We start from the raw sequence: 22,814 nt of genomic DNA on the forward strand, positions 1-22,814 counted from the left end.
GTGGACCTTAACGGCTGAGGAACGGGGTCAGGGAAGCGCGGATGTGATGGATCTGCCCGTCGGAGGCGGGAATCAGGAACGTCTCGTCGACGTGCGAGCACACCCGCCATCCGAACAGGCGCGGCTTGGTCAGTACGTCGAACTTGGCGCGGATGTTGTCGCCGTCGACGCTGTATTCCGGTGGCGTCGTCTTCTCGATCAACTTGAACTGCGGCCCGCGATTCAGGCTGCGGCGCAAGTGATCACCGGAACGGCCGGTCTTCAGACCCATCTCGATGCGGATGCAGTCCGCCGTGAACGGAACCGCATCCGCCCGATGGCTCACGAGCGCATCGATATATGCCTGTGCGGCGGCGACGCGCTCGGCCTCTGAAGCAGGCCCAGCGGAAGACTCGGAAGAAGTCACTAGATTCTTTCGATGATCGTGCCGGTGGACAGCGCGCCGCCGGCGCACATGGTGATCAGCGCCGTGCTCTTGTCGGTGCGCTCCAGTTCGTGCAGAGCGGTGGTGATCAGGCGCGCGCCCGTCGATCCGACCGGGTGGCCGAGCGCGATGGCACCGCCGTTGACGTTGACCTTGTCCATGTCGGCGCCGTGGACCTGAGCCCAGGACAGCACCACCGAGGCGAACGCCTCGTTGATCTCGACGAGGTCGATGTCGCCCATCTTCATGCCGGCCTTCTCCAGGACCTTCGCGGTGGACTGGACCGGGCCATCGAGGTGGTAGTAGGTCTCGGCGCCGACGTTGGCCTGGCTGATGATGCGGGCGCGCGGCTTGAGGCCGAGTGCCTTTGCCTTGTCCTCATCCATCCACAGCACCGCCGCGGCGCCGTCGGAGATCTGCGACGACGTACCGGCGGTGTGGATGCCGCCTTCTATCACCGGCTTCAGCCCCGCCAGGCCTTCAGCGGTGGTGTCGCGCAGGCCCTGGTCGCGGGTGACCGTGTTCCATTCGGCGGTCGGCTGCTTGTTCTCGTCGATGACCGGTGCCTCGATGGGGGAGATCTCCCGGTCGAAACGACCCTCGGCCCAGGCCTGCTTGGCCTTCAGCTGCGAGGCCAGACCCAGGGCGTCCACATCGGCGCGGGTGATGCCACGGCGCTTGGCGATCCGCTCGGCGGCTTCGAACTGGTTGGGCAGGTCGATGTCCCAGGACGCGGCGCGGGCGCCGCCGCCGTTGGCGCCGAGTCCGACGCGGCTCATCGCCTCGATGCCGCAGGCGATACCGATATCGATGGCACCGGTAGCGATCAGGCCGGCGACCAGATGGTTGGCCTGCTGGGCACTGCCGCACTGGCAGTCGACGGTCGTGGCGCCGACGTGTTCGGGCAGCCCGGCGACCAGCCAGGACTGGCGGGTGACGTTGTTGCCCTGCTCGCCGTACTGCGTGACGCAGCCACCGATGAGCTGCTCGACGCTGCCGGCATCGATGCCGGCCTTCTCGATGAGGGCCTTCTGGACGGCTCCGAGAAGCTCGGTGGCGTGCAGGCCGGACAACCAGCCGTTGCGCTTGCCGATGGGGCTGCGGGTGGCTTCGACGATGACAGGGTTACCCATGAAGTCAGGCTAGAACACGTTTCATTACTCTGACAAGCGGCGATGTATCACTGCCTTTGATCTGCGGTCAAGCCGTGTTTCAATGGTCTCAATTGGTACTAGACCACGTTGTTTCAAGCATTGCTGGCTATGCGCACGGCTTGCTATCGACACTAGGAGTTAGACACATGGGCTGCCCGAACATCCCCAAGGAATTCGACTTCCTCGATTCCGAGCTCAACCTCAAGGGCCTACCGGTCGAGGAACTTGCCGAGCTCCGCAAGGCCGAGCCGGTGCACTGGGTCGATGTGCCCGGTGGCACCGGAGGCTTCGGCGACAAGGGCTACTGGCTCGTCACCCGCCACGAGGACGTCAAGGATGTCTCGTTGCGCAGTGAGGTGTTCTCGAGCGCGATGAACGGCGCGATCCCGGTTTGGCCGCAGGAGATGCCCCGCGAGGCCGTCGACGTGCAGAGTGCTGTCCTGCTCAACATGGACGCGCCGCACCACACCCGGCTGCGCAAGATCATCTCCCGTGGTTTCACCCCGCGGGCACTCTCGCGGCTCGAGGACGAGCTGAACAACCGTGCGCAGCAGATCGTCAAGAACGCCGTGGCGTCGGATACCGGAGACTTCGTCGAGCAGGTGTCCTGCGAGTTGCCGCTGCAGGCCATCGCCGAGCTGCTCGGTGTGCCGCAGGACGACCGCGACAAACTGTTCCGCTGGTCCAACGAGATGACCGCCGGTGACGACCCCGAATACGCCGACATCGATCCGGCGGCATCGTCGTTCGAGGTCATCACCTACGCCATGAAGATGGCCGAGGAGCGGGGCAAGAACCCGACCGACGACATCGTCACCAAGCTGATCCAGGCCGACATCGACGGTGAGAAGCTCAGCGACGACGAGTTCGGCTTCTTCGTCATCATGCTGGCGGTCGCCGGCAACGAGACCAGCCGCAACTCGATCACCCACGGCATGATCGCGTTCTCGCAGAATCCCGATCAATGGGAACTGTTCAAGCGGGAGCGGCCGAAGACCGCGGTGGACGAGATCATCCGTTGGGCCACGCCGGTTTCGGCCTTCCAGCGCACCGCCAGCGAGGACACCGAGATCTCGGGTGTGAAGATCAAGGCCGGCGAGCGCGTGGTGATGTCTTACCGTTCGGCGAACTTCGACGAGACGGTTTTTGATCACCCCTTCGATTTCAATATCCTGCGTGACCCCAACCCGCACGTCGGGTTCGGCGGCACCGGGGCGCACTATTGCATCGGGGCCAACCTGGCCCGCCTGACGATCAACCTGATCTTCAACGCGGTTGCCGATCACATGCCCGACCTCAAGCCGATCGGTGACCCCGAGCGGCTGAAGTCGGGTTGGCTCAACGGCATCAAGCACTGGCCGGTGGATTTCACCGGCACGTGCCCGGTCAACCACTGATCGCCTGAGCCCACTGAGCGCACTGATCGCCTGACGAATCAAGGAGGATTCGGGTGGATTTCACACCGAACCCGGAACAGCAGGCCGTCGCCGACGTGGTGACGTCCGTTCTGGAACGCGACAACTCTTGGGACGCCCTGGTTTCCGGTGGTGTCGCGGCGCTGGGGGTGCCGGACCGGCTCGGCGGTGACGGTTTGGGTCTGCCAGAACTGTCCACCGCGTTGACCGAGATCGGTCGGCACGGGACCATCGGCCCCGCGCTGGCCACCATCGGCCTGGGTGTGGTGTCGCTGCTCGACCTGGCCTCCGACGCCCAGCAGGACCGGTATCTGGCCGGCGTTGCCACGGGTGCGGTGCTGTCGGCTGCACTCAACGAGCCGGGGCAGTCGCTTCCCGAGCGGCCCGCGACCAACTACGCCGACGGCAAGCTCAACGGCACCAAAGTCGGTGTGCCCTACGCCGAAACAGCGAAATGGCTGGTGGTCACCGCCGACAACGCCGTGGTGGTGGTGTCACCCACGGCCGACGGTGTGACGGTCACCAAGACTCCGACCTCCAACGGTTCCGACGAATACGTGGTCACGTTCGCCGACGTCGCCGTCGACGCGGCCGATGTCCTCGACGGCGCCGGGGCGCACCGGGTCAACCAGCTGGCGCTGGCGGCCACCGGAGCGTTCGCGGCCGGTCTGGTGGCCGGCGCGCTGCGGCTGACCGCCGACTACGTGGCGACGCGTGAGCAGTTCGGCCGTCCGTTGTCGACGTTCCAGACCGTGGCCGCACAGCTGTCCGAGGTCTACATCGCCTCGCGGACAATCGCTCTGTTGTCGACCTCGGTGATGTGGCGGCTGTCCGAGGGCCTGGACGCCGACGAGGATCTGGCCATCCTGGGCTATTGGTTCACCTCGCAGGCCGCGCCGGCCATGCGGTTGTGCCATCACCTGCACGGCGGTATGGGTATGGACATCACGTACCCGATGGACCGCTACTACTCCTCGATCAAGGACCTGACCCGGCTGTTGGGCGGTCCGTCGCATCGCCTCGATTTGGTGGGAGCGTAATGTTCATCGATCTGACCCCGGAGCAGCGCGCGCTGCAAGCCGAACTGCGGGAATACTTCTCGACTGTCGTCACGCCCGAAGAGGCCGCGGCGATGGAGTCCGACCGGCACAACGAGGCCTACCGCGCGGTGATCAAGCGGATGGGCAGCGACGGCAAGCTCGGCGTCGGTTGGCCCAAGGAGTACGGCGGCCTGGGCTTCGGTCCCGTCGAGCAGCAGATCTTCATCAACGAGGCCAACCGCGCCGACATCCCGTTGCCGATGGTCACGTTGCAGACGGTGGGCCCCACCCTGCAGGCGCTCGGAACCGAGGAACAGAAGAAGAAGTTCCTGCCCGGAATTCTTGCCGGTGAAGTGCATTTCGCCATCGGTTACTCCGAGCCCGACGCCGGTACCGACCTGGCGTCGCTGCGGACGACCGCGGTCCGTCACGGTGACGAGTACATCGTCAACGGGCAGAAGATGTGGACCACCGGCGCGCATGATGCCGATTACATCTGGCTGGCCTGCCGTACCGACCCGACCGCGGCCAAGCACAAGGGCATCTCGATCCTGATCGTCGACACCAAGGACCCGGGCTACTCCTGGACCCCGATCATCCTGTCCGACGGCGCGCACCACACCAACGCGACGTACTTCAACGATGTGCACGTGCCCGCCGACATGCTCGTCGGCGAGGAGAACGGCGGCTGGAAGCTCATCACCACCCAGCTCAACCACGAGAGGGTCGGCCTCGGGCCGGCGGGCCGCATCGCCGGCATCTACGACCGGGTGCACACCTGGGCGTCCAAGCCAGGCTCGGACGGTGTCACACCGATCGAGCAGGACGACGTGAAACGCCTTCTGGCGCAGATCAAGTCGATCTGGCGGATCAACGAGCTGCTCAACTGGCAGGTCGCGGCGTCCGGCGAGACGATCGCCGTGGCCGATGCCGCCGCCACCAAGGTGTTTTCCACCGAACGGTTGCAAGAGGTTGGCCGGTTGGCCGAAGAGATTGTCGGCAGTTACGGCAACCCGGCCGACTCGGAGACCGCCGAACTGCTGGTCTGGTTGGACAAGATGGCCAAGCGGAACCTGGTGATCACCTTCGGCGGTGGTGTCAACGAGGTCATGCGCGAGATGATCGCGGCGTCGGGCCTGCGGGTGCCGAGGGTGACCCGGTAAAGCGAAGGGTTGAGATGAGCGATCTGCAGGCCGGCATCGACGAGATCATCGCGGCTGGGCGAAGCAAACCGACGGTGGGCCGGGATCTGGTGAATCAGCCGATGATTCACCACTGGACTGACGCGATCGGCGACAAGAACCCGATCTACGTCGACGCGGAGGCAGCACGAGCGGCCGGGCATCCCGGCATCGTGGCGCCGCCGGCGATGATCCAGGTCTGGACCATGGTGGGCCTGGGTCGCACCCGCTCCGACGATGATCCGCTGGGCCGTGCGATGAAGTTGTTCGACGACGCCGGGTATGTCGGCGTCGTGGCCACCAACTGCGACCAGACTTATCACCGTTACCTCGAGCCCGGCGAGCAGGTGGTGATGAGCGCCGAGATCGTCGGCATCGTCGGCCCCAAGCAGACCGCGTTGGGGGAGGGCTACTTCATCAATCAGAAGATCCGCTGGCATGTCGGTGACGAGGAAGTCGCCGACATGGACTGGCGGATCATGAAGTTCCTGCCGGCCGGTAAGCAGGCCGGCGAGGGGGCACCCGAAACAGAGGTCATCCCTGAGGATCTCGATCCGGATAAGCTGATGCGGCCGTCCTCGTCGCGGGACACGAAGTTCTTCTGGGACGGCATCAACGCCCACGAACTTCGGATTCAGCGTCGCCCGGACGGGACGCTGCAGCACCCGCCGGTGCCTGCGGTGTGGAAGGACTACCAGGACCCGGTGACGGAGTCCGATTACGTCGTGGCATCCGGCAAGGGCACGGTGTTCAGCTACGTCGTGCATCATGCGCCGAAGGTGCCGGGTCGCAGCCTGCCGTTCGTGATCGCCCTCGTGGAACTCGAGGAAGGCGTCCGGATGCTGGGCGAGTTGCGGGGTGTCAGCTCCGATCAGGTGAAGATCGGAATGCCCGTCACCGCAACCTATATCGACTTTCCGGACAGTGAGATCAGTCCGGCTTGGACGCTGTACGCATGGGAGCCGCAAGCATGAGCCTGACTGTTTCCGACGTTCGAGTGGGCACTGCACTCCCCGAGCTCAAGATCTATGGCGACCCGACGTTCATTGTCTCCACGGCCATCGCGACGCGCGACTACCAGGATGTGCACCACGACCGGGACAAGGCGCAAGCCAAGGGTTCCAAGGACATCTTCGTCAACATCCTGACCGACACCGGGCTGGTCGGCCGTTACGTGACCGACTGGGCCGGACCGAACGCGATCATCAAATCGATCAAGCTGCGACTCGGAGTGCCCTGGTACGCCTACGACACGATCGCCTTCACCGGTGAGGTCACGGAGATCGAGGGTGACCTGGTGACTCTGAAGGTGGTGGGCAGCAACAGCCTTGGCAACCATGTCATCGCCACGTCCACCCTCGTTCTGGGAGGCGCACAGTGAGTCTGTCCGGTAAAGCCGCCATCGCCGGTATCGGCGCCACCGACTTCTCCAAGAACTCCGGTCGCAGTGAGCTGCGTCTGGCCGCCGAGGCAGTGCTCGACGCACTCGACGACGCCGGGCTGAAGCCGTCCGATGTCGACGGCTTGGTGACGTTCACCATGGACTCCAACCTGGAGACCGCCGTAGCCCGCTCGACCGGGATCGGGGATCTGAAGTTCTTCAGCCAGATCGGCTATGGCGGCGGGGCCGCGGCCGCGACCGTGCAGCAGGCAGCGCTGGCCGTCGCGACCGGCGTCGCGGAATGTGTGGTGGCATACAGAGCTTTCAATGAGCGCTCGGAGTTCCGGTTCGGCCAGGTGATGACCGGCCTCACCGTCAACGCCGACTCCCGTGGTGTCGAGTACAGCTGGTCCTACCCGCACGGGCTGAGCACCCCGGCGGCGTCGGTGGCGATGATCGCCCAGCGCTACATGCACGAATACGGCGCCACGAGTGCCGATTTCGGCGCCGTGTCGGTGGCCGACCGCAAGCACGCCGCCACCAACCCGAAGGCGTTCTTCTACGGCAAACCCATCACCATCGAGGATCACCAGAACTCGCGGTGGATCGCCGAGCCGCTCCGGCTGCTGGACTGCTGCCAGGAGAGCGACGGCGGCGTCGCCATCGTCGTCACCACACCCGAGCGGGCCAAGGACCTCAAGCACCGGCCCGCGATCATCGAGGCTGCCGCTCAGGGCGCCGGCACCGACCAGTTCACGATGTACTCGTACTACCGCGAGGAGCTCGGCCTTCCCGAGATGGGACTGGTCGGCCGTCAGCTCTGGGAGCAGAGTGGCCTGTCGCCCGACGACATCCAGACCGCGATCCTCTACGACCACTTCACCCCGTACACGCTGATCCAGCTCGAGGAGCTCGGCTTCTGCGGTAAGGGCGAGGCCAAGGACTTCATTGCAGGCGGCGCCATTGAACTCGGCGGCAGGCTGCCGATCAACACCCATGGTGGTCAGCTCGGCGAGGCCTACATCCACGGCATGAACGGCATCGCCGAGGGCGTGCGTCAATTGCGGGGCACCTCGGTCAACCAGGTCGACGGCGTCGAGCATGTGCTGGTCACCGCGGGCACCGGCGTCCCAACCTCCGGGCTGATCCTCGGATAAAGGTGCATCACCACCCCCTTCGGGCACGGTAATGTTTGCTCCGGTTATGCATCACGCGTAGAAGGGGGCCGCGGTATGGCAGTGGAGCGCGACAGTAGCCCGTACGGGTCGCAGACGTTGCTCGGGCCGGGCTGGCCGAGTGTCGATGAAGGGCAACTGACCGCGGCAGCGGCGTCGTACCAGAAGATCGCCGCCAAGATCAGCGGCACCGTCGTCCCGCAACAGACCAGCCAGCTGTCGAAGCTGCAGGGTAATTGGGAGGGCACCGCATCGGTAGCTGCCTCGGGTGAGGCGACCACGATGATCGGCGGACACGAGGCCAATGGCCTACAGGCGCAGGCCATCTCCACGGCGTTGATGAAAATGGCAGCGACCGTGGCGGAGACCAAGACGATCGTGAATGCGGCCGCGCAGGAAGTACAAGCCGAGGTCGAGGCGATCCAGAAACTGGGGCCGCTTGCCGGCCCTAATGTGCAGGCGCTGATCGAGAGCCGGGTCAAGGCTGGGCTGGCGCAGAACACCGCGACGGTCTCGGCCGCCTCCGTTGAAATGGCGGACAGCCTCAGCACGATTGCCAACCTTCCTCAGGTCGGCACCCCGCCGACGGCCCAGGCGCAGCAGGCGGCCCAGAAGGGCGCCGATTCGATGATGCAGCTGATCAGCCAGCTGCCGCAGATGCTCGGGCAGATCCCACAGATGGCCGGCCAGATTCCACAGCAGCTCTCTCAACCGCTGCAGCAATTGTCGCAGCCGCTGCAGCAACTGGTCTCGCAGTTGGGTTCGGGCGGCAAGGGCACCGGTGGTGGGGTCAGCCCGTTCTCGTCGTTCTCGAACCATCCGGCGGCCGGTGGCTCCGGTCCCAGCAGTGGTGCGGGCATGGTCAAGGCCGCGGGTCTGCCCGGGGGCTCGGGTGGCGGCAGCCCCCAGACGCCCTTGCTGGCCAAGATGGTGGGCGGTGGCAGTACTTCGCCGGTCTCGGTCGACCCCGGTGCCAGCGCCGCTGTGGTCGGCGGTGTCGCCCCGGTGGCGGCGGCCAACTCGGCCGGCGGTATGGGTGGTGGCATGGGCATGATGGGCGGCGGTCAGCGCGGCGGTGGCGGTGGGGGCACCGCGACCGGGCTGGCGGTCCCGGCTCCTTTGGAACACGACACGGGGGATGGTGACGATGACTATGACGATTGGTGATCGGTCTCGACGGGAAGGGGATAACCGTGTTCGGTGAGCCGATGAAAATGGCCGAGTCGGGGCTCGGCTGGGAGGCCGCGTCGTTGGAAACGCCCGAAATGCCGCCGATTCAAGGCGGTGAGGACGCCATGAGCGCGACCATCTCCGCCATCCTGCCGACCCTGGCGGCCTCGCTGACCACCAATGTGACGGCGTTGTCGGCCAAGGAAAACATGTTCAACGCCAAGCTGTCGGATGCTCAGGGCGCCTACGAGAAGGCCGATGAGTCCGGTGGTCAGGGCGTCGGTCAGCTCAGCCAGATGATGGGGCAGATGGGCCAGATGGGTCAGATGGCCAGTGCCCCCGCGCAAATGGCGGGCCAGATGGGTGGACAGTTCGGCTCGTTGATGGAGCCGTTGATGAAGGCCATGGAGGGCGCCAAAGGCGGCGGGGAGAACGGCGGCGCACCAGGTGCGGGCCAGCCCGGCGGGCCCGGTGGTCCCGGCGGACCGAACCCTCAACAGCAGCAGGACGAACGCGAAGCCAAGCTCGATGAGCGGGACAAGCAGCAGGACGATCGCGAGACGGCGCAGAACGATCGCGACATTGCGCAGGATCGACGCGACGCCGGCCTCGATGCGCGGGAGACTCAGATGAACGCCCCGACGGGTGGGGCGGCATCGGCGGCTCCGCATGCGGCGCCTCCGGTCACACATTCGGCACCGCCCGCCGCATCCGCACCGGCCGCTCCGCACGCGCCGGCGGCTCCGGTAGCTCCGCATCAGCCGCCGCCGCGTTACGACGATGGTGATCTGTCGCGTCGCATGTAAGAGGTGTCAGCGTTGGGTTGCGGCGCCGGGGTTGAGAATGGCTTCGGTGTCCGCACCGCCGACCACGGCGCGGGCCAGGTCGGCCAGTCGTTGATTGGTTCGCCTGGCGTGTGTGCGCAGCAAAACGAAGGACTCGTCCATCCCGACGGCCCCACGTTCGGCGAGAACACCCTTCGCTTGTTCGATGATGGTCCGGGTGTTGAGCGCACTTTGCAGTTGCTGATTGATGATCTCGGCGCGGGTCAGGATGCGTTGGTGCAGTATCCCTACCGCAGCGACGTCTGCCAATCCCTGTCCGACCGCAAGGTCGCCCGCTGACAGGGCCCCTGGATCGGTGCGAAACAGATTCACCGCACCGATGCGCTCGTCTCGCAACCGCAATGGCAACGCGAACACCGCGGCGAACCCATACTCCGCGGCACGCTCGGCGAACGCGGGCCAACGCTCGCTCTCGTTCGGGATATCGGGTACCAGCACCGGGTTTCGAGTGACGTAGGCCTCCAGGCACGGACCGGCGTTCGCTTCGACCTGCAGCAGTTCGAGCAGCCGGGTGTGTTCGCTACTCGAAGCGAACACGTGGAGGCGTCCGTTCGCGTCACCGAGCATGATGCCCGCCGAGGAAACCGGCAGCAAGGCAGTGAGGTTGTCAACCAGGCGCTGGGCGAACTCGACCACGTCGTAGTCCGCGACGAGGGTGTCCGCCAGCCCGACGAATGTATTTGCGAGTTGCTCGTAACGGTCCATCAGCATCCCCTTACCGGAATCAATCTTTCCCTCTGGCGCCTGCGGTGGTCAACTTTGCTCACAGGGTCACCGACGGATCCGGGTCTGCATCCGGTGCCGGGTCGGAGTCGGCGCCTGGTGTGAATCTCAGCCGGCGATGCACAACCTCATGGGCGACTTCGCTGAGCAAACGCCCGTGCGCGTAGGCGTAGGCCTGCAGGCAGACGTAGGCATTTCGGGCGCTGACCCCCAGCTGCGCGACGATCATGCCGGTGGCCTGGTGAACCTCGCGACTGCCCACGGGTTGGTCCCACACGGATCCGATCGAATCGACCGGGATATCTGTCCGATCCGGACTGAGCAATGTCGCGGTCACCATCTCGGCTACCGCCAAGGCGTTGGCGAAATCGATGGCGGCCAGTTCGGCCGGGGCATCGCGGTACAGATCGAGGACACCTACTTGGATCGCACCGATCTGCAGCGGTAGTGCGTACATTGCGGCGACGCCGATGCCGGCGGCCTCATTGGCGAACGTCGGCCACCGCGCGTCCGGTACGGACAGATCCGCCACCACCACCGGGCCGCCGGATTCGATGGCGTCCACGCCGGGTCCTTCGCCCAATGTGACCTGAGTCCATTCCACGCGTTCGGCGACAGCGTCGCTGGTCCGCAGGACTTCAAGTCCCACACCCTCTACATTGACCGAGATGCCTGCCCGTGTGACCGGAAGGACCGCTACGCATGTCTCGCACAGTCGCTGAGCCGGATCGCCGTCCGGCGAGGTCGTGTGGAAGGCAGCGAGAAACCTCGCACGCACATCCGACGGATCCGACGCATTCACGGAACGCTCCGCTCTGTCCATCGGTCAACTCCGAACCCTCACCGTACCGGCTGACGTGCGGTTCGCGTCCGACCACGGATCGGGGAGGGCGTCGCGTCAACGCGCGGGGCGTTCAATTCTGGGCAGATGTAAACGCAACTAATTAGCTGTGTGAGAAATAGATTCGTTGGGATTGGTATCGGCGCTGAGTATGGGCTGCGGCTCCTCGACCCGCCGGCCTGAGAAGGTGAGTCGCGCGGAGTTCGAGCAGATCTTCCCCGGGCACAGCGTGTTCTACAACTGCGACGGATTCGCCGCCCACACCCACTTCGATTCGCGAAGGGACGCCGCGCAGTTTCTGGCCAACATCGCCCACGAGACGGCGGGGCTCAACCTCGTCGCGGAGGAGGTGAACCGACGCTCGGTCAACAGCTACGCGACCCGACCAGGTGCACAGCCGTGTGGACCAGTACCGCCGGATCACCAACCTGCTGGGCGTCGGCCCGGGCGGCAACCTCTCCTGCTGATCAGGCCGGGACGAGCTCCACGCCCGACAGCACAACGGCGTTGTCCCGCGACGGTGCGGTCAGCACGCCGATGAACTTGCCGTCTTCCTTCCAGATGTTGGCCTGCAGCGTCTCACCCGGGAACACCACTCCGGCGAACCGGGCGCCGTAGGAAGCCACCTGGGAGACATCGCCGTCGAGCAGGTTGTCGACGATGGCCTTGCAGCCGATGCCGTAGGTGCACAGCCCGTGCAGGATCGGCCGGTCGAAGCCTGCCGCCGCGGCGAAGGCCGGGTCGGAGTGTAGGGGGTTGCGGTCACCGCACAGCCGGTACAGCAGTGCCTGCTGCGGCAGCGTCGGCAACGAGATCTCGACATCGGGTGCGCGGTCGGGCAGTTCGGCCGAGGTCGCCGGTCCGCGCTCGCCGCCGAATCCACCCTCGCCACGGGCGAAGATCGACCGCTTGGTGGTCCACAGCACGGTGCCCGACGGATCGGTCACCGTGGACTCGCTGACGATGACGGCGGCCTTGCCCTTGTCCCAGATCTCGGTGAAGCGCTGCACCGACTTCGCGGTTCCGCTGGTCGGGATCGGGCCCGGCACGCTCACTGCCTCGCTGGCGTGCAGCACCTTGGACAGCTCGATGTCGATGCCGGGGAACTGCACCTTCGGCGCCTCGGTCATGTGGAAGCTGACCGCGACGTTGCCGAACGTCGGCAGCACCTGTGGAGTGTCGTCGACGAGGTAGCTCAGTTCGCGCTGATCCATCGGGTCGGCGCCGGCGCCCAGACCCAGGTGGTAGAGCTGGATGTCACTGCTGGTCCAGGAGAACTCGATGGGTTCCAGCTCGGCGCCCAGCGCCTTGTCGAGATCGATTGGCATCTACTTCTTCCCTGCAATGTCGAGTGCTGCGAGGTAACCCCACGTCATGGCGGGACCAATGGTGCCGCCAGGGCCGGGGTAGGTGTGACCCATCACCGGTGAGCTGACGTTACCTGCGGCGTAGAGGCCCTCGATCACGGAGTCGTCGTCCCGCAGCACCCGGCCGACGAGGTCGGTGCGGACACCGCCCTTGGTGCCCAAATCGCCCGGCACCATCTTGGCCGCGTAGTAGGGGCCGTGCTTGATCTCGCCGAGGTTGGGGTTCGGCTTGTTGGTCGGATCGCCGTAGTAGCGGTCATAGGCGCTCTCGCCGCGGTGGAAGTCCTCGTCGACCCCGGAGCGGGCGAAGCCGTTGAATCGGTCGATGGTCGCGCCGAACGCATCGGCGGGCAGGCCGGTCTTGGCGGCCAGCTCCTCGAGGGTGTCGGCCTTGACGATGACGCCGGATTCCAACCACTTCTTCGGAATGCGTTGTCCGGGCTGAAGTCCCGCGAAGATGAAGCGATCGCGGTACTGCTGGTCGAAGATGAGCCAGGCCGGGATGTTCTCGCCCGGGCCGGCACCCTGGCCGTACTCGCCGCCGTACATGTGGTGGCAGGCCTCGACGTACGGCATCGACTCGTTCATGAATCGCTTGCCGGCCATGTTGACGATGATCGAGCCGGGGGAGTTGCGCTCGGACAGCGCGAACCACGGTGAGTCGACCAGCGGGACCGTCGGGCCCCACCACGAGTCCTCCATGAATTCGAGTGCAGCGCCCTGCTTTTCGGCGGCCAGGATGCCGTCGCCGGTGTTGGCCACCGCGCCCACGGTCCACTCGGTAGTGATGGGCGCGCGCTGGTACTTCACCCGCATCTGCTCGTTGTGCTCGAATCCGCCCGAGCCCAGGATGACGGCGCGGCGCGCGCGGATCAGTTGCGGCTCAGCAGTTTCACCCTTGGTGGTGTCACGGACATAGATGCCGCGGACCACGCCGTCCTCGACATAGAGATCGGTCAGCGCGGTGTTCAGCTGTACCGGGACGCCGGCCTGCTGCAGGCCGATGCGCAGCGGCGCGATCAGCGCGCGGCCCATGCCGACCAGGTTCTTGCCGGTGGCGTTGGCCCACACGGAGCGGACGCCCACCTTGATGCTGCGCAGCACGCCGCGGGGATGACGCTTGAGCTGGTTGAGCCGCACGTAGTCCTGCTGCATCACCACCATGTTCATCGGCACCTTGCCGTACGGCGGCTCCAGACCCTTCTCGTCAACGCCGAGCTTCTTCGCGTTGAACGGCTTGGGTTCCACCGAGCGGCCCGTGGGCTTGCCACCGGGCGTCTCCGGGTAGTAGTCGGAGTATCCGGGCACCCAGCAGAGCTTCAGTGGCGAGTGCTTCAGGACGAACGACAGCATCTCCGGCGAGCGGTCGAGGTAGGTGTCGACCTTCTCCGCGGGCACCACGTCACCGATGATTTTGTGCAGGTAGGTGCGGGCGGCCTCGGGGGTATCTTTCACGCCGTCGCGCTTGAGAATCTCGTTGTTCGGGATCCACACCCCACCACCTGACCGCGCAGTGGAACCTCCATAGTGCGGCGCCTTCTCTACGACTACTGTCGAGAGGCCCTGATGGGCTGCGGTGAGGGCGGCGACCATGCCGGCAGCGCCGCTGCCGACCACCACAACGTCGTACTCCTGTCCAGTCATGTAGAACACGTTATAGAATTGCCGGGCCTGTGGACAACTGCGCCGGTCAAAGAAGCGAGGGGAATTCACCAAAATGCTTAGTGTCGAGGTGCGCGACGAGCTCGCTGCCGATCTTGCCGAGGCCGAGCGGAGCCGGGTGCCGATGACGCCGCTGACGGATCGGTACGGCGATATCGACGTGGTGGATGCCTACGAGATCCAGCTGATCAACATCCGGCAGCGGGTCGCCGAGGGTGCGCGCATCATCGGTCACAAGGTCGGGCTGTCCAGCAAGGCGATGCAGGACATGATGGGTGTCGACGAGCCGGACTACGGCCATCTCCTCGACGAGATGGAGGTGTTCGAGAACGTCCCGGTGCCCTCGTCGAAGTTCCTTTACCCGCGCGTCGAGGTCGAGGTCGGGTTCATCCTGGCCGACGATCTGCCCGGGGCCGGCTGCACCGAGGAGGACGTGCTGGCCGCGACGGCCGCGTTCGCCCCGGCGATCGAGCTGATCGACACCCGCATCACCAACTGGCAGATCAAGTTGTGCGACACCATCGCGGACAACGCGTCGAGCGCCGGCTGGGTACTGGGCGAAGCGCGGGTATCGCCCAAAGACGTGGATATCAGAGGCATCGACGCAGTGTTGACCAACCACGGCAAGGTCGTGGCCGAGGGGCGCAGCGATGCGGTGCTGGGAAATCCGGTCACCGCGGTGGCCTGGTTGGCCCGCAAGGTGGAGAGCTTCGGGGTACGCCTGAAGGCCGGTGACATCGTGTTGCCGGGGTCGTGCACGCGTGCGATAGATGCACCTCCGGGCAGCGATTTCGTCGCTGACTTCGCCGGGTTAGGTTCAGTAAGACTGAGTTTCGAATAAGGGAGCCGAATATGGCTGACAAAGCATCAGTTGCCATCGTCGGGTCGGGCAACATCAGCACCGACCTGCTGTACAAGTTGTTGCGTTCGGAGTGGCTCGAGCCGCGCTGGATGATCGGCATCGATCCGGAGTCCGAAGGTCTGGCGCGGGCCCGCAAGCTCGGTCTGGAAACCAGTCACGAGGGGGTGGACTGGCTGCTGGCTCGGGACGAGAAGCCGGACCTGGTGTTCGAGGCCACCAGTGCCTACGTGCACCGTGACGCGGCGCCGCGCTACGCCGAGGCCGGTATCCGTGCCATCGACCTGACCCCGGCGGCCGTCGGCCCCGGCGTCATCCCGCCGGCCAACCTGCGCGCGCACCTCGATGCGCCGAACGTCAACATGGTCACCTGCGGCGGTCAAGCGACCATCCCGATGGTGTACGCCGTGAGCCGTGTGGTGGACGTGCCCTACGCCGAGATCGTGGCGTCGGTGTCGTCGGCCTCGGCCGGTCCGGGCACCCGGGCCAACATCGACGAGTTCACCAAGACCACCAGCGCGGGTGTGCGTGATATCGGTGGGGCCCGCAACGGCAAGGCGATCATCATCCTGAACCCGGCTGAGCCGCCGATGATCATGCGCGACACCATCTTCTGCGCGATCCCCGAGGATGCCGACCACGCTGCGATCACACAGTCGGTCAAGGATGTGGTGGCCGAGGTGCAGACCTACGTCCCGGGCTACCGCCTGCTCAACGAACCGCAGTTCGACGAACCGTCGGTGGTCAACGGTGGAAACCACCTGGTCACGGTGTTCGTGGAAGTGGAGGGTGCGGGTGATTACCTGCCGCCCTACGCTGGAAATCTGGACATCATGACCGCCGCGGCGACCAAGGTCGGCGAGGAAATCGCCAAGGAACTGGCATCAGCGGTTTCAGGAGGTGCGCAAGCATGAGTGACATTTTCTTCAACCCGGTGTGGGACGTCCGGATGACCGACACGTCGCTGCGCGACGGGTCGCACCACAAGCGGCATCAGTTCACCAAGGATGAGGTCGGCGCCATCGTCGCCGCCCTGGATGCCGCCGGTGTCCCGGTCATCGAGGTCACCCACGGCGACGGCCTGGGCGGGTCGAGCTTCAACTACGGGTTCTCCAAGACCCCGGAGCAGGAGCTGATCAAGCTGGCCGCCGAGACGGCCAAGGAAGCCAAGATCGCCTTCCTGATGCTGCCCGGTGTGGGCACCAAGGAAGACATCAAGGAAGCCCAGAACAACGGTGGCTCGATCTGCCGCATTGCGACCCACTGCACCGAGGCCGACGTCTCGATCCAGCACTTCGGGCTCGCCCGTGAGCTGGGCCTGGAGACCGTCGGGTTCCTGATGATGAGCCACACCATCCCGCCGGAGAAGCTGGCCAAGCAGGCCCGCATCATGGCCGACGCCGGCTGCCAGTGCGTGTATGTCGTGGACTCCGCGGGTGCCCTGGTGCTCGAAGGTGTCGCCGACCGGGTGGCGGCGCTGGTCGCCGAACTCGGTAACGATGCTCAAGTTGGCTTTCATGGTCACGAGAACCTCGGTCTCGGCGTGGCCAACAGTGTCGAAGCGGTGCGCGCGGGTGCCAAGCAGATCGACGGCTCGTGCCGTCGGTTCGGTGCCGGTGCCGGCAATGCCCCGGTCGAGGCGCTGGTCGGGGTGTTCGACAAGATCGGCGTCAAGACCGGCATCGACTTCTTCGACATCGCCGATGCCGCCGAGGAGGTCGTCGCCCCGGCGATGCCGGCCGAGTGTCTGCTGGACCGCAACGCGCTCGTGATGGGCTACGCGGGGGTGTACTCCAGCTTCCTGAAGCACGCGGTGCGCCAGGGTGAACGCTACGGGGTGCCCGCCCACGAACTGTTGCTCCGCGTCGGCCAGCGGAAGCTGATCGGTGGTCAGGAAGACCAGCTGATCGACATCGCACTCGAGATCAAGCGCGAGCAGGAAGCTGCGGCCGCCAAGTCCTAGAGGCTGATTGCTTCGTCGGCGTTGTTTTCGAGGATGCCGAGCTGTCGGTAGACATCGTCGCGGTAGTTCGCCGACTGTGAGTTGATCGGGATGGGGCCGCCTTGGGCCCAGTCGTGGATCTGGCCCATCCCGATCACCACGGTGACATCGGCATTCGGATCGGCGTCGACCATTCGCTCGGCGTAGAGCAGCGCACCCGGTGCGGCCTGCTCGCGCGAACCCACGTAGATCGTGGTCGGCGGCATACCGTCGGTCGGTCCGATCATCGGGTTCCAGAGTTCTTCCGGACCGCTGGCCCACGAGCCGTAGTACTCCTTGTCCTCCTCGGTGAGCCATACGACGGGGTCGTTCACCAACGCCACATTGGGGTCGGTGTAGATCTCCTGCCCGCTGAGTCCGGGGGAGAGCAGCACCATGCGGGACGGAACCCGGGCTTCCAGGCACCCGGAGTCCCCGTTGCAATCGCGGACGATCTTCTGCACGGCAAGCGCGGACAGCGTTCCGCCGGCCGAATCTGCGTAGATGCTGACGTTCTCGGCACCGTAGGTCTCGACCTCGTTGGCGATGAAATCGGCCATCGGCGGAACCGAGTTCGCCGCGGTGCCGCCGTCGGGGATCAGCGGATAGCGGGGGACGACGACCGTGGCGCCGGTCTCGCGCGCCATCTGGCTGTAGTCCATCCAGTGAATGATGTTGGGGTCGTAGACGAATCCGCTGCCGTGCACCGCGATGACACGCTCGCCGGTGGGGTTGGGCGGGGTGATCACCCAGACGTCGCCGCCCTCGTAGGTGTCCTTGCTGACCGTGACCCCGATGGTGGTGAACCACGGCGGCGTGGGGGTGGTGATCAACTCGCCGAGCTTCATCGTGATGTTGACGCCGATGACCTGAGAGACCTGCTTGAGCGCCTCCATTCCGAGAACCGTGATCTGATCGGTCAGCGATGGGCCGGGCGTCGCGATCACATGGTCCGCGAGCTCCGGTGGGATGACGATTCCCGGAGCGAGTGCGACTGGCCCCTGCGCGGTCACGGCGCTGGTGAGGGCGTTGACCTGGGTCAGGAGTTCCTGCGGTTGCCGGAGGGCGTGCTCGAACTCGCGGCGTGCGAACGCCAGCATGGCCCAGGCCGCGGGTGGTTCGGCCGGGGATTCAGGAGTGGAGTTCACCGAGAAGGGGTTCAGGACGGTGTTGATCACCGTGGAGATAGCGCCCGTGACCTCGGTTTGTACGTTCTCGACTTTCTCGACCTTCGGCGGTGCGGGAGCCTTCGGTTCCGGGAACTTCGGGCCCGGAGCGGGGATGATCGCCGACAGTGGGTGCAGCGCACTGGTGAGCGCGTCGACCTCGACCGCTACGGGCGCTTCGGGTTCGGTCTTGTCGGGCGCAACGGCAGTGTCGGCCTCGGGTTGTGATGGTGTGGCCGTCCTGGGCAGGAGGCGCGCGACAGTTTTGGCCCCGCGCTTCGTCTTCGCCTTGACGGTGAGCGCCTTCACCGCCGCTCCGTCGTTGTCGCCTGGCCGGTTGGAGGCGACCGAACCCAGCGCGTCACGCACGGCGGTGCGCAGTTCGGCACCCACCTTGTCGATCGCGGCTCTCGGAGTCGACGCGACATCCTCGGAACCGGTGCCGCCGGCGGTGTGGTCCGTCTTGGCTGCAACAGGCTTGCGCGGTTTGGATGGGTGCTGTCGTTTCGCTTTCGCCCGATCAGGCGGCTTGGCCGTCGTTCCCGAGGAGCGAGATGAACCAGATGAAGCAGACGACGTGGACGAGCCCGTCGGATCGGCCGCGGCCACCCCGCACCCGTTGCTCAGCGCCACCGCAGAACCGACCCCCAGGGCCACCGCCAACGCACCGACGTGCCCCACATATCCCCCCATAGGCATGGATCCACGTCTACCGGATGAGTATCGGGCTCTACGGTGTTTCGCGGAAAGTTGACAGAGATTCATGTTTAAGCGAAACGCTTAGTGGGCCTGGGGTTTTCGCTGCCGGCCGGGCTGGTGTGGTGAGGAGTGTCTGCCGGGCCCGGCATGATTGGGCCATGACAACCCGCGAGCAGGCCCAGTCGATCCTTGAACAACTGGCCGGCCCCGGGGCGGTGCTGCGCGATGACCAGTGGTCGGCCATCGAGGCACTGGTGGTCCGGCGGCAGCGCGCGCTCGTCGTGCAACGCACCGGCTGGGGCAAGTCGGCGGTGTATTTCATCGCGGCGAAGCTGCTGCGCGCCGTCGGCCGCGGCCCCACGGTCATCGTCTCCCCGCTGCTGGCGTTGATGCGCAACCAGGTGGCCGCCGCCGAGCGGGCCGGGGTGCGGGCCGCGACGATCAACTCCGGCAATGTCACCGAATGGGACGCGATTCACCGGCAGGTCGCCGACGGCGAACTCGACGTACTACTCGTCAGCCCCGAGCGCCTCAACAATCCCGACTTCCGTGACAACGTGCTGCCCGCGCTGGCCGCCGATGCGGGTTTGGTGGTGGTCGACGAGGCGCACTGTGTTTCGGACTGGGGACACGACTTCCGGCCGGATTACCGCCGAATTCGTACGTTGATAGGCGAATTGGGTTCGCAGGTACCGGTTCTCGCGACAACCGCGACCGCCAACGATCGCGTGGTCAGTGACGTCGCGGCTCAGCTGGGCGTCGGCGGATCGGACACCTTGGTGCTGCGCGGTGGCTTGGACCGCGAGTCGTTGCGGCTGTCGGTGGTGCAGGTGGGTACCCCGGCCCAGCGCGCTGCCTGGATCGCGGCGCACCTGGATTCCCTGCCGGGCTCCGGCATCATCTACACGCTGACGGTGGCGCAGGCGCACGACGTGGCCGCACTATTGGCCGAGCGTGGCCACAAGGTGGCTGCGTACACCGGGTCGACCGATACCACCGAACGTGAACAGCTGGAAGCCGACCTGCTGGGCAATCGGGTCAAGGCGCTGGTGGCGACGTCGGCGCTGGGGATGGGCTTCGACAAACCCGACCTGGGTTTCGTCGTGCATCTGGGGGCGCCATCGTCTCCGATCGCCTACTACCAGCAGGTGGGGCGTGCCGGGCGTGCGACCGACAGCGCCGAGGTGATCCTGCTCCCCGGCACCGAGGATCAGGACGTCTGGAGGTACTTCGCGTCGGTGGCGTTCCCGTCGGAATCGATGGTGCGCCACGTCATCGGCGCACTGGAGACCGACCGCGCACAGTCCACCCCGGCGCTGGAACCGCTGGTCGATCTCAACCGGTCGCGCCTCGAGATGGTGCTCAAGGTGCTCGACGTGGATGGTGCGGTCCGCCGGGTGAAGGGCGGCTGGATCGCTACCGGAGAGCCCTGGAGTTATGACGAGCCCCGGTACCGGGCACTGGACGAGGCGCGCCGCCGGGAGCAACAGGCGATGCTCGACTATCAGGCCACCGACGGCTGCCGGATGGTGTTCCTGCGTGGCCAGCTCGACGATCCTGAGCTCATTCCCGGCGCCCAGTGTGGCCGCTGTGACAACTGCACCGGCCGGCGTTACGAGGCTGCGGTGGCGCAGGACATCCTCACCGATACCGCGCAGCGGTTGTCCCGGCCCGGTGTCCTGGTGGCCCCGCGCAAGCAGTGGCCGTCCGGGCTGGCTGCACTCGGTGTGCCGCTGTCCGGCCGAATCGCCGAGGGCGCGGCGCCGGGTCGGGCGATCGGACGACTCACGGACCTCGGCTGGGGAGCGCGGCTACGGCGCCTTATGGCCGAGCCGGACGGCGAGGTTCCCGACGACGTGATCGACGCGGCCATCGAGGTGCTCAAGGCATGGGATTGGGACCAGCGGCCGGCTGCGGTGATGGGGCTGGACTCCGAGGCGCATCCTCTGCTGATCTCCTCGACGGTGCAGCGCCTGGCGCAGATCGGCCGGCTGACGAATCTGGGCATCCTGACCTACACCCCGCAACGCCGCCCTGTCACCGCCGCGAATTCGGCCTATCGGGTGGCAGCGCTGGACGGTGCCTGGGAACCGCCACGACTCGATTCGAAGGGGCCGCTGTTGTTGGTCGATGACATGACCGACACCGGATGGACGCTCACGATGGCGACCCGGGTGCTGCGTGATGCGGGTGCGTCCGCAGTCCTGCCGTTCGTGCTGGCAAGCGTCAGCTGAGGCGTTCGGTTGGACCCTGGTGGATGTCGCCCTCGAGCGAACTTTTCGGCCACCGGTTTGAGTAGCCTCTGGCGCAAGAAAAATGACGCTGCCAGCAATTGGGTGGGAGATTTCTTTCACTGGTCAACTACCGATGTTTACTGTCTCTGCACGCCCGTGCGCTTGGCGCGTCAATTGGTGCGGGTTTTGGGGCCGGAAGTCGACCCACATCGTGCGGCGATGAAGATCAAGTCGCTGCGACCGAGGGGGCATAGATCGTGGGCCATTTGTTAGCCGGTTATTGCGAACGAAAACTTTGAAATCAAGTGATCTTGATAATGTAAGTAAGGATTGCGTGGCTAACTATTGATCGCATAGTTCTGATCTTGAGTCGCGGCGTCATGAAGTTGCGGACGTTCGCTCAGATTTGCTGACAGCCTTGGCTCCGGGTTTGAACTTCTCTTTGACGGTGTTGAGGCATTGGTGGAGCCCTGGCTGTTTTCCGCCCAGCTTCGCTGGATTGAACTACACGGTTGTGGGGCATCTCTGCGCTGGGTTTTGGTAGCGCTGCATTGGCGCGCGTGGCACGGGCGGAACCGGCGCTCGGTCGCGGGATCTCTGAATCGCCTGCCCCCTGGGTCCGTGAGCGCGGAGAGGTTCCGGGGCTGCCAATGGTGGCAATGGACTCGCTGCGGCACGTCGTCGTGGGGACGGCGAACCCCAATGGCCATTCAGCGTAGGGCCAGGAAAATGCCAGGTAGTGAGGGGCGCGGAGCAGGAGGAACCCGAAAAGGGCGCCGCCTGTGTTGTGTCCGCCGCGTGGATTCCGCGTACTTTCCTCACGCCCACGCCATTCGGACGGTACGAACCACACCACCTTCGTCGGCCGACCATCGGGGTGCCACCACTGGCGACAACATCGACGGACCGCCTTCCGAAGTCGGGGGCCAACGATTTCTGACTTCCCCGCAGCTGCTGACGGTACTGAATCCGCACGAGGGCGGTTTCTCTCGACCGATGTCGCGACTATTTGCTCGATAGTCGCCGATGCGTCGAGTGAGTGGGCGAATACCGTCCAACCAGCAACAGATTATTTGTGGATCGCTAATTTCTGCACCCCCGTCAAGAAGATCTGGATATGCTGGCGCTCTGCAACTAGACACGTCATAGCTGGAGTGGGTCGAGAAGAAACAGACATCGTGAGGACGGGTGCGAGGCTGGACGCCTCGCGTCGGATTTGCGAGCGTTTTACTGGCCTGCTCGACGATGGGGAGGACCAGGGTGAGCATCAATCCGTTTGACGATGAAAACGGCAGATTTCTCGTTTTGATCAACGATGAGGAGCAACACAGTCTGTGGCCGACCTTCGCCGACGTTCCTGCCGGCTGGAGGGTGGTGTTCGGCGAAGCTGACCGCGCTGCGTGTCTGGACTACATCGATCAGAACTGGCCGGACATCCGACCCAAGAGCCTGCGCGACAGATTGGCGCAGAGCTAGGGGTCCCGATAAATCACAGGG

20 protein-coding genes are annotated in these 22,814 nt (G+C 65.4%); 13 read left to right on the forward strand and 7 right to left on the reverse strand.

What is annotated here, in order from left to right; genetic code table 11:
• Positions 1 to 7 precede the first annotated feature (7 nt).
• Entirely contained in the window at positions 8 to 406 is a 399-nt protein-coding gene (locus ACZY08_RS08425) for a DUF8021 domain-containing protein (RefSeq protein ID WP_463744064.1), read from the reverse strand.
• Entirely contained in the window at positions 406 to 1,557 is a 1,152-nt protein-coding gene (locus ACZY08_RS08430; protein WP_463744065.1) for a steroid 3-ketoacyl-CoA thiolase, read from the reverse strand. The genes ACZY08_RS08425 and ACZY08_RS08430 overlap by 1 nt, the downstream gene beginning before the upstream one ends.
• A 167-nt stretch (positions 1,558 to 1,724) precedes the next feature.
• On the opposite strand from ACZY08_RS08430, the gene ACZY08_RS08435 reads away from it, so the two are divergent.
• From ACZY08_RS08435 to ACZY08_RS08470, 8 genes are all read left to right on the forward strand, one after another.
• Positions 1,725 to 2,975 carry a cytochrome P450 gene (locus ACZY08_RS08435; RefSeq protein WP_463744066.1) on the forward strand — a complete coding sequence of 417 codons (1,251 nt, stop codon included), beginning with the start codon at positions 1,725 to 1,727 and terminating at the stop codon, positions 2,973 to 2,975.
• Positions 2,976 to 3,028: 53 nt separating this feature from the next.
• Entirely contained in the window at positions 3,029 to 4,033 is a 1,005-nt protein-coding gene (locus ACZY08_RS08440; protein WP_463744067.1) for an acyl-CoA dehydrogenase family protein, read from the forward strand.
• Entirely contained in the window at positions 4,033 to 5,196 is a 1,164-nt protein-coding gene (gene fadE29, locus ACZY08_RS08445) for an acyl-CoA dehydrogenase FadE29 (protein ID WP_463744068.1), read from the forward strand. Before ACZY08_RS08440 ends, fadE29 begins: the two co-directional genes overlap by 1 nt.
• A 14-nt stretch (positions 5,197 to 5,210) precedes the next feature.
• Positions 5,211 to 6,188: a bifunctional MaoC family dehydratase N-terminal/OB-fold nucleic acid binding domain-containing protein gene (locus tag ACZY08_RS08450; protein ID WP_463744069.1), complete on the forward strand. Its 978-nt coding sequence runs from the start codon at positions 5,211 to 5,213 to the stop codon at positions 6,186 to 6,188.
• Positions 6,185 to 6,595 carry a MaoC family dehydratase gene (locus ACZY08_RS08455; protein WP_463744070.1) on the forward strand — a complete coding sequence of 137 codons (411 nt, stop codon included), beginning with the start codon at positions 6,185 to 6,187 and terminating at the stop codon, positions 6,593 to 6,595. The genes ACZY08_RS08450 and ACZY08_RS08455 overlap by 4 nt, the downstream gene beginning before the upstream one ends.
• Positions 6,596 to 6,597: 2 nt before the next feature.
• Positions 6,598 to 7,752 (forward strand): lipid-transfer protein, encoded by a 1,155-nt coding sequence (locus ACZY08_RS08460; protein WP_463744202.1) that lies wholly within the window; start codon positions 6,598 to 6,600, stop codon positions 7,750 to 7,752.
• A 75-nt stretch (positions 7,753 to 7,827) separates the two neighbouring features.
• Positions 7,828 to 8,937: a hypothetical protein gene (locus ACZY08_RS08465; RefSeq protein WP_463744071.1), complete on the forward strand. Its 1,110-nt coding sequence runs from the start codon at positions 7,828 to 7,830 to the stop codon at positions 8,935 to 8,937.
• Positions 8,934 to 9,746: a hypothetical protein gene (locus ACZY08_RS08470; protein ID WP_463744072.1), complete on the forward strand. Its 813-nt coding sequence runs from the start codon at positions 8,934 to 8,936 to the stop codon at positions 9,744 to 9,746. The genes ACZY08_RS08465 and ACZY08_RS08470 overlap by 4 nt, the downstream gene beginning before the upstream one ends.
• A 6-nt stretch (positions 9,747 to 9,752) precedes the next feature.
• Here the strand turns inward: ACZY08_RS08470 and ACZY08_RS08475 are convergent, their stop codons facing one another.
• The 4 genes from ACZY08_RS08475 to kstD all read right to left on the reverse strand — a co-directional run bounded on the left by ACZY08_RS08475 (position 9,753) and on the right by kstD (position 14,360).
• Positions 9,753 to 10,490, reverse strand: coding sequence for an ANTAR domain-containing protein (locus ACZY08_RS08475; protein WP_463744073.1), 738 nt, complete (start codon positions 10,488 to 10,490; stop codon positions 9,753 to 9,755).
• 58 nt (positions 10,491 to 10,548) lie between these two features.
• Positions 10,549 to 11,157, reverse strand: coding sequence for an ANTAR domain-containing protein (locus ACZY08_RS08480; RefSeq protein ID WP_463744074.1), 609 nt, complete (start codon positions 11,155 to 11,157; stop codon positions 10,549 to 10,551).
• Between the two features lie 659 nt (positions 11,158 to 11,816).
• The gene (locus ACZY08_RS08485; RefSeq protein ID WP_463744075.1) at positions 11,817 to 12,677 is read right to left on the reverse strand and encodes a MaoC family dehydratase; all 861 of its coding nucleotides are present in this window, start codon (positions 12,675 to 12,677) and stop codon (positions 11,817 to 11,819) included.
• Positions 12,678 to 14,360, reverse strand: a complete 1,683-nt coding sequence (kstD, locus tag ACZY08_RS08490; protein ID WP_463744076.1) for a 3-oxosteroid 1-dehydrogenase — start codon at positions 14,358 to 14,360, stop codon at positions 12,678 to 12,680. It abuts the gene before it with no gap.
• A 73-nt stretch (positions 14,361 to 14,433) separates the two neighbouring features.
• Between kstD and ACZY08_RS08495 the strand changes: the two genes are divergently transcribed.
• Genes ACZY08_RS08495 through dmpG form a run of 3 tightly spaced genes read left to right on the forward strand, consistent with a single transcriptional unit; the run spans position 14,434 to position 17,200 of the window.
• Positions 14,434 to 15,219 (forward strand): 2-keto-4-pentenoate hydratase, encoded by a 786-nt coding sequence (locus ACZY08_RS08495; protein ID WP_463744077.1) that lies wholly within the window; start codon positions 14,434 to 14,436, stop codon positions 15,217 to 15,219.
• A gap of 11 nt (positions 15,220 to 15,230) precedes the next feature.
• On the forward strand, positions 15,231 to 16,151 hold the full coding sequence (locus tag ACZY08_RS08500) for an acetaldehyde dehydrogenase (acetylating) (protein WP_463744078.1): 921 nt from the start codon (positions 15,231 to 15,233) through the stop codon (positions 16,149 to 16,151).
• On the forward strand, positions 16,148 to 17,200 hold the full coding sequence (gene dmpG, locus ACZY08_RS08505) for a 4-hydroxy-2-oxovalerate aldolase (protein WP_463744079.1): 1,053 nt from the start codon (positions 16,148 to 16,150) through the stop codon (positions 17,198 to 17,200). Before ACZY08_RS08500 ends, dmpG begins: the two co-directional genes overlap by 4 nt.
• Here dmpG and ACZY08_RS08510 read toward each other — a convergent pair.
• Entirely contained in the window at positions 17,197 to 19,083 is a 1,887-nt protein-coding gene (locus ACZY08_RS08510; protein ID WP_463744080.1) for an alpha/beta hydrolase, read from the reverse strand. The genes dmpG and ACZY08_RS08510 overlap by 4 nt on opposite strands.
• Before the next feature lie 158 nt (positions 19,084 to 19,241).
• On the opposite strand from ACZY08_RS08510, the gene ACZY08_RS08515 reads away from it, so the two are divergent.
• Positions 19,242 to 21,317, forward strand: coding sequence for a RecQ family ATP-dependent DNA helicase (locus ACZY08_RS08515; RefSeq protein WP_463744081.1), 2,076 nt, complete (start codon positions 19,242 to 19,244; stop codon positions 21,315 to 21,317).
• Between the two features lie 1,260 nt (positions 21,318 to 22,577).
• The gene (locus ACZY08_RS08520) at positions 22,578 to 22,793 is read left to right on the forward strand and encodes an MbtH family protein (protein WP_463744082.1); all 216 of its coding nucleotides are present in this window, start codon (positions 22,578 to 22,580) and stop codon (positions 22,791 to 22,793) included.
• Positions 22,794 to 22,814: the final 21 nt, after the last annotated feature.

The organism is Mycobacterium sp. IDUB_9, assembly GCF_055419505.1.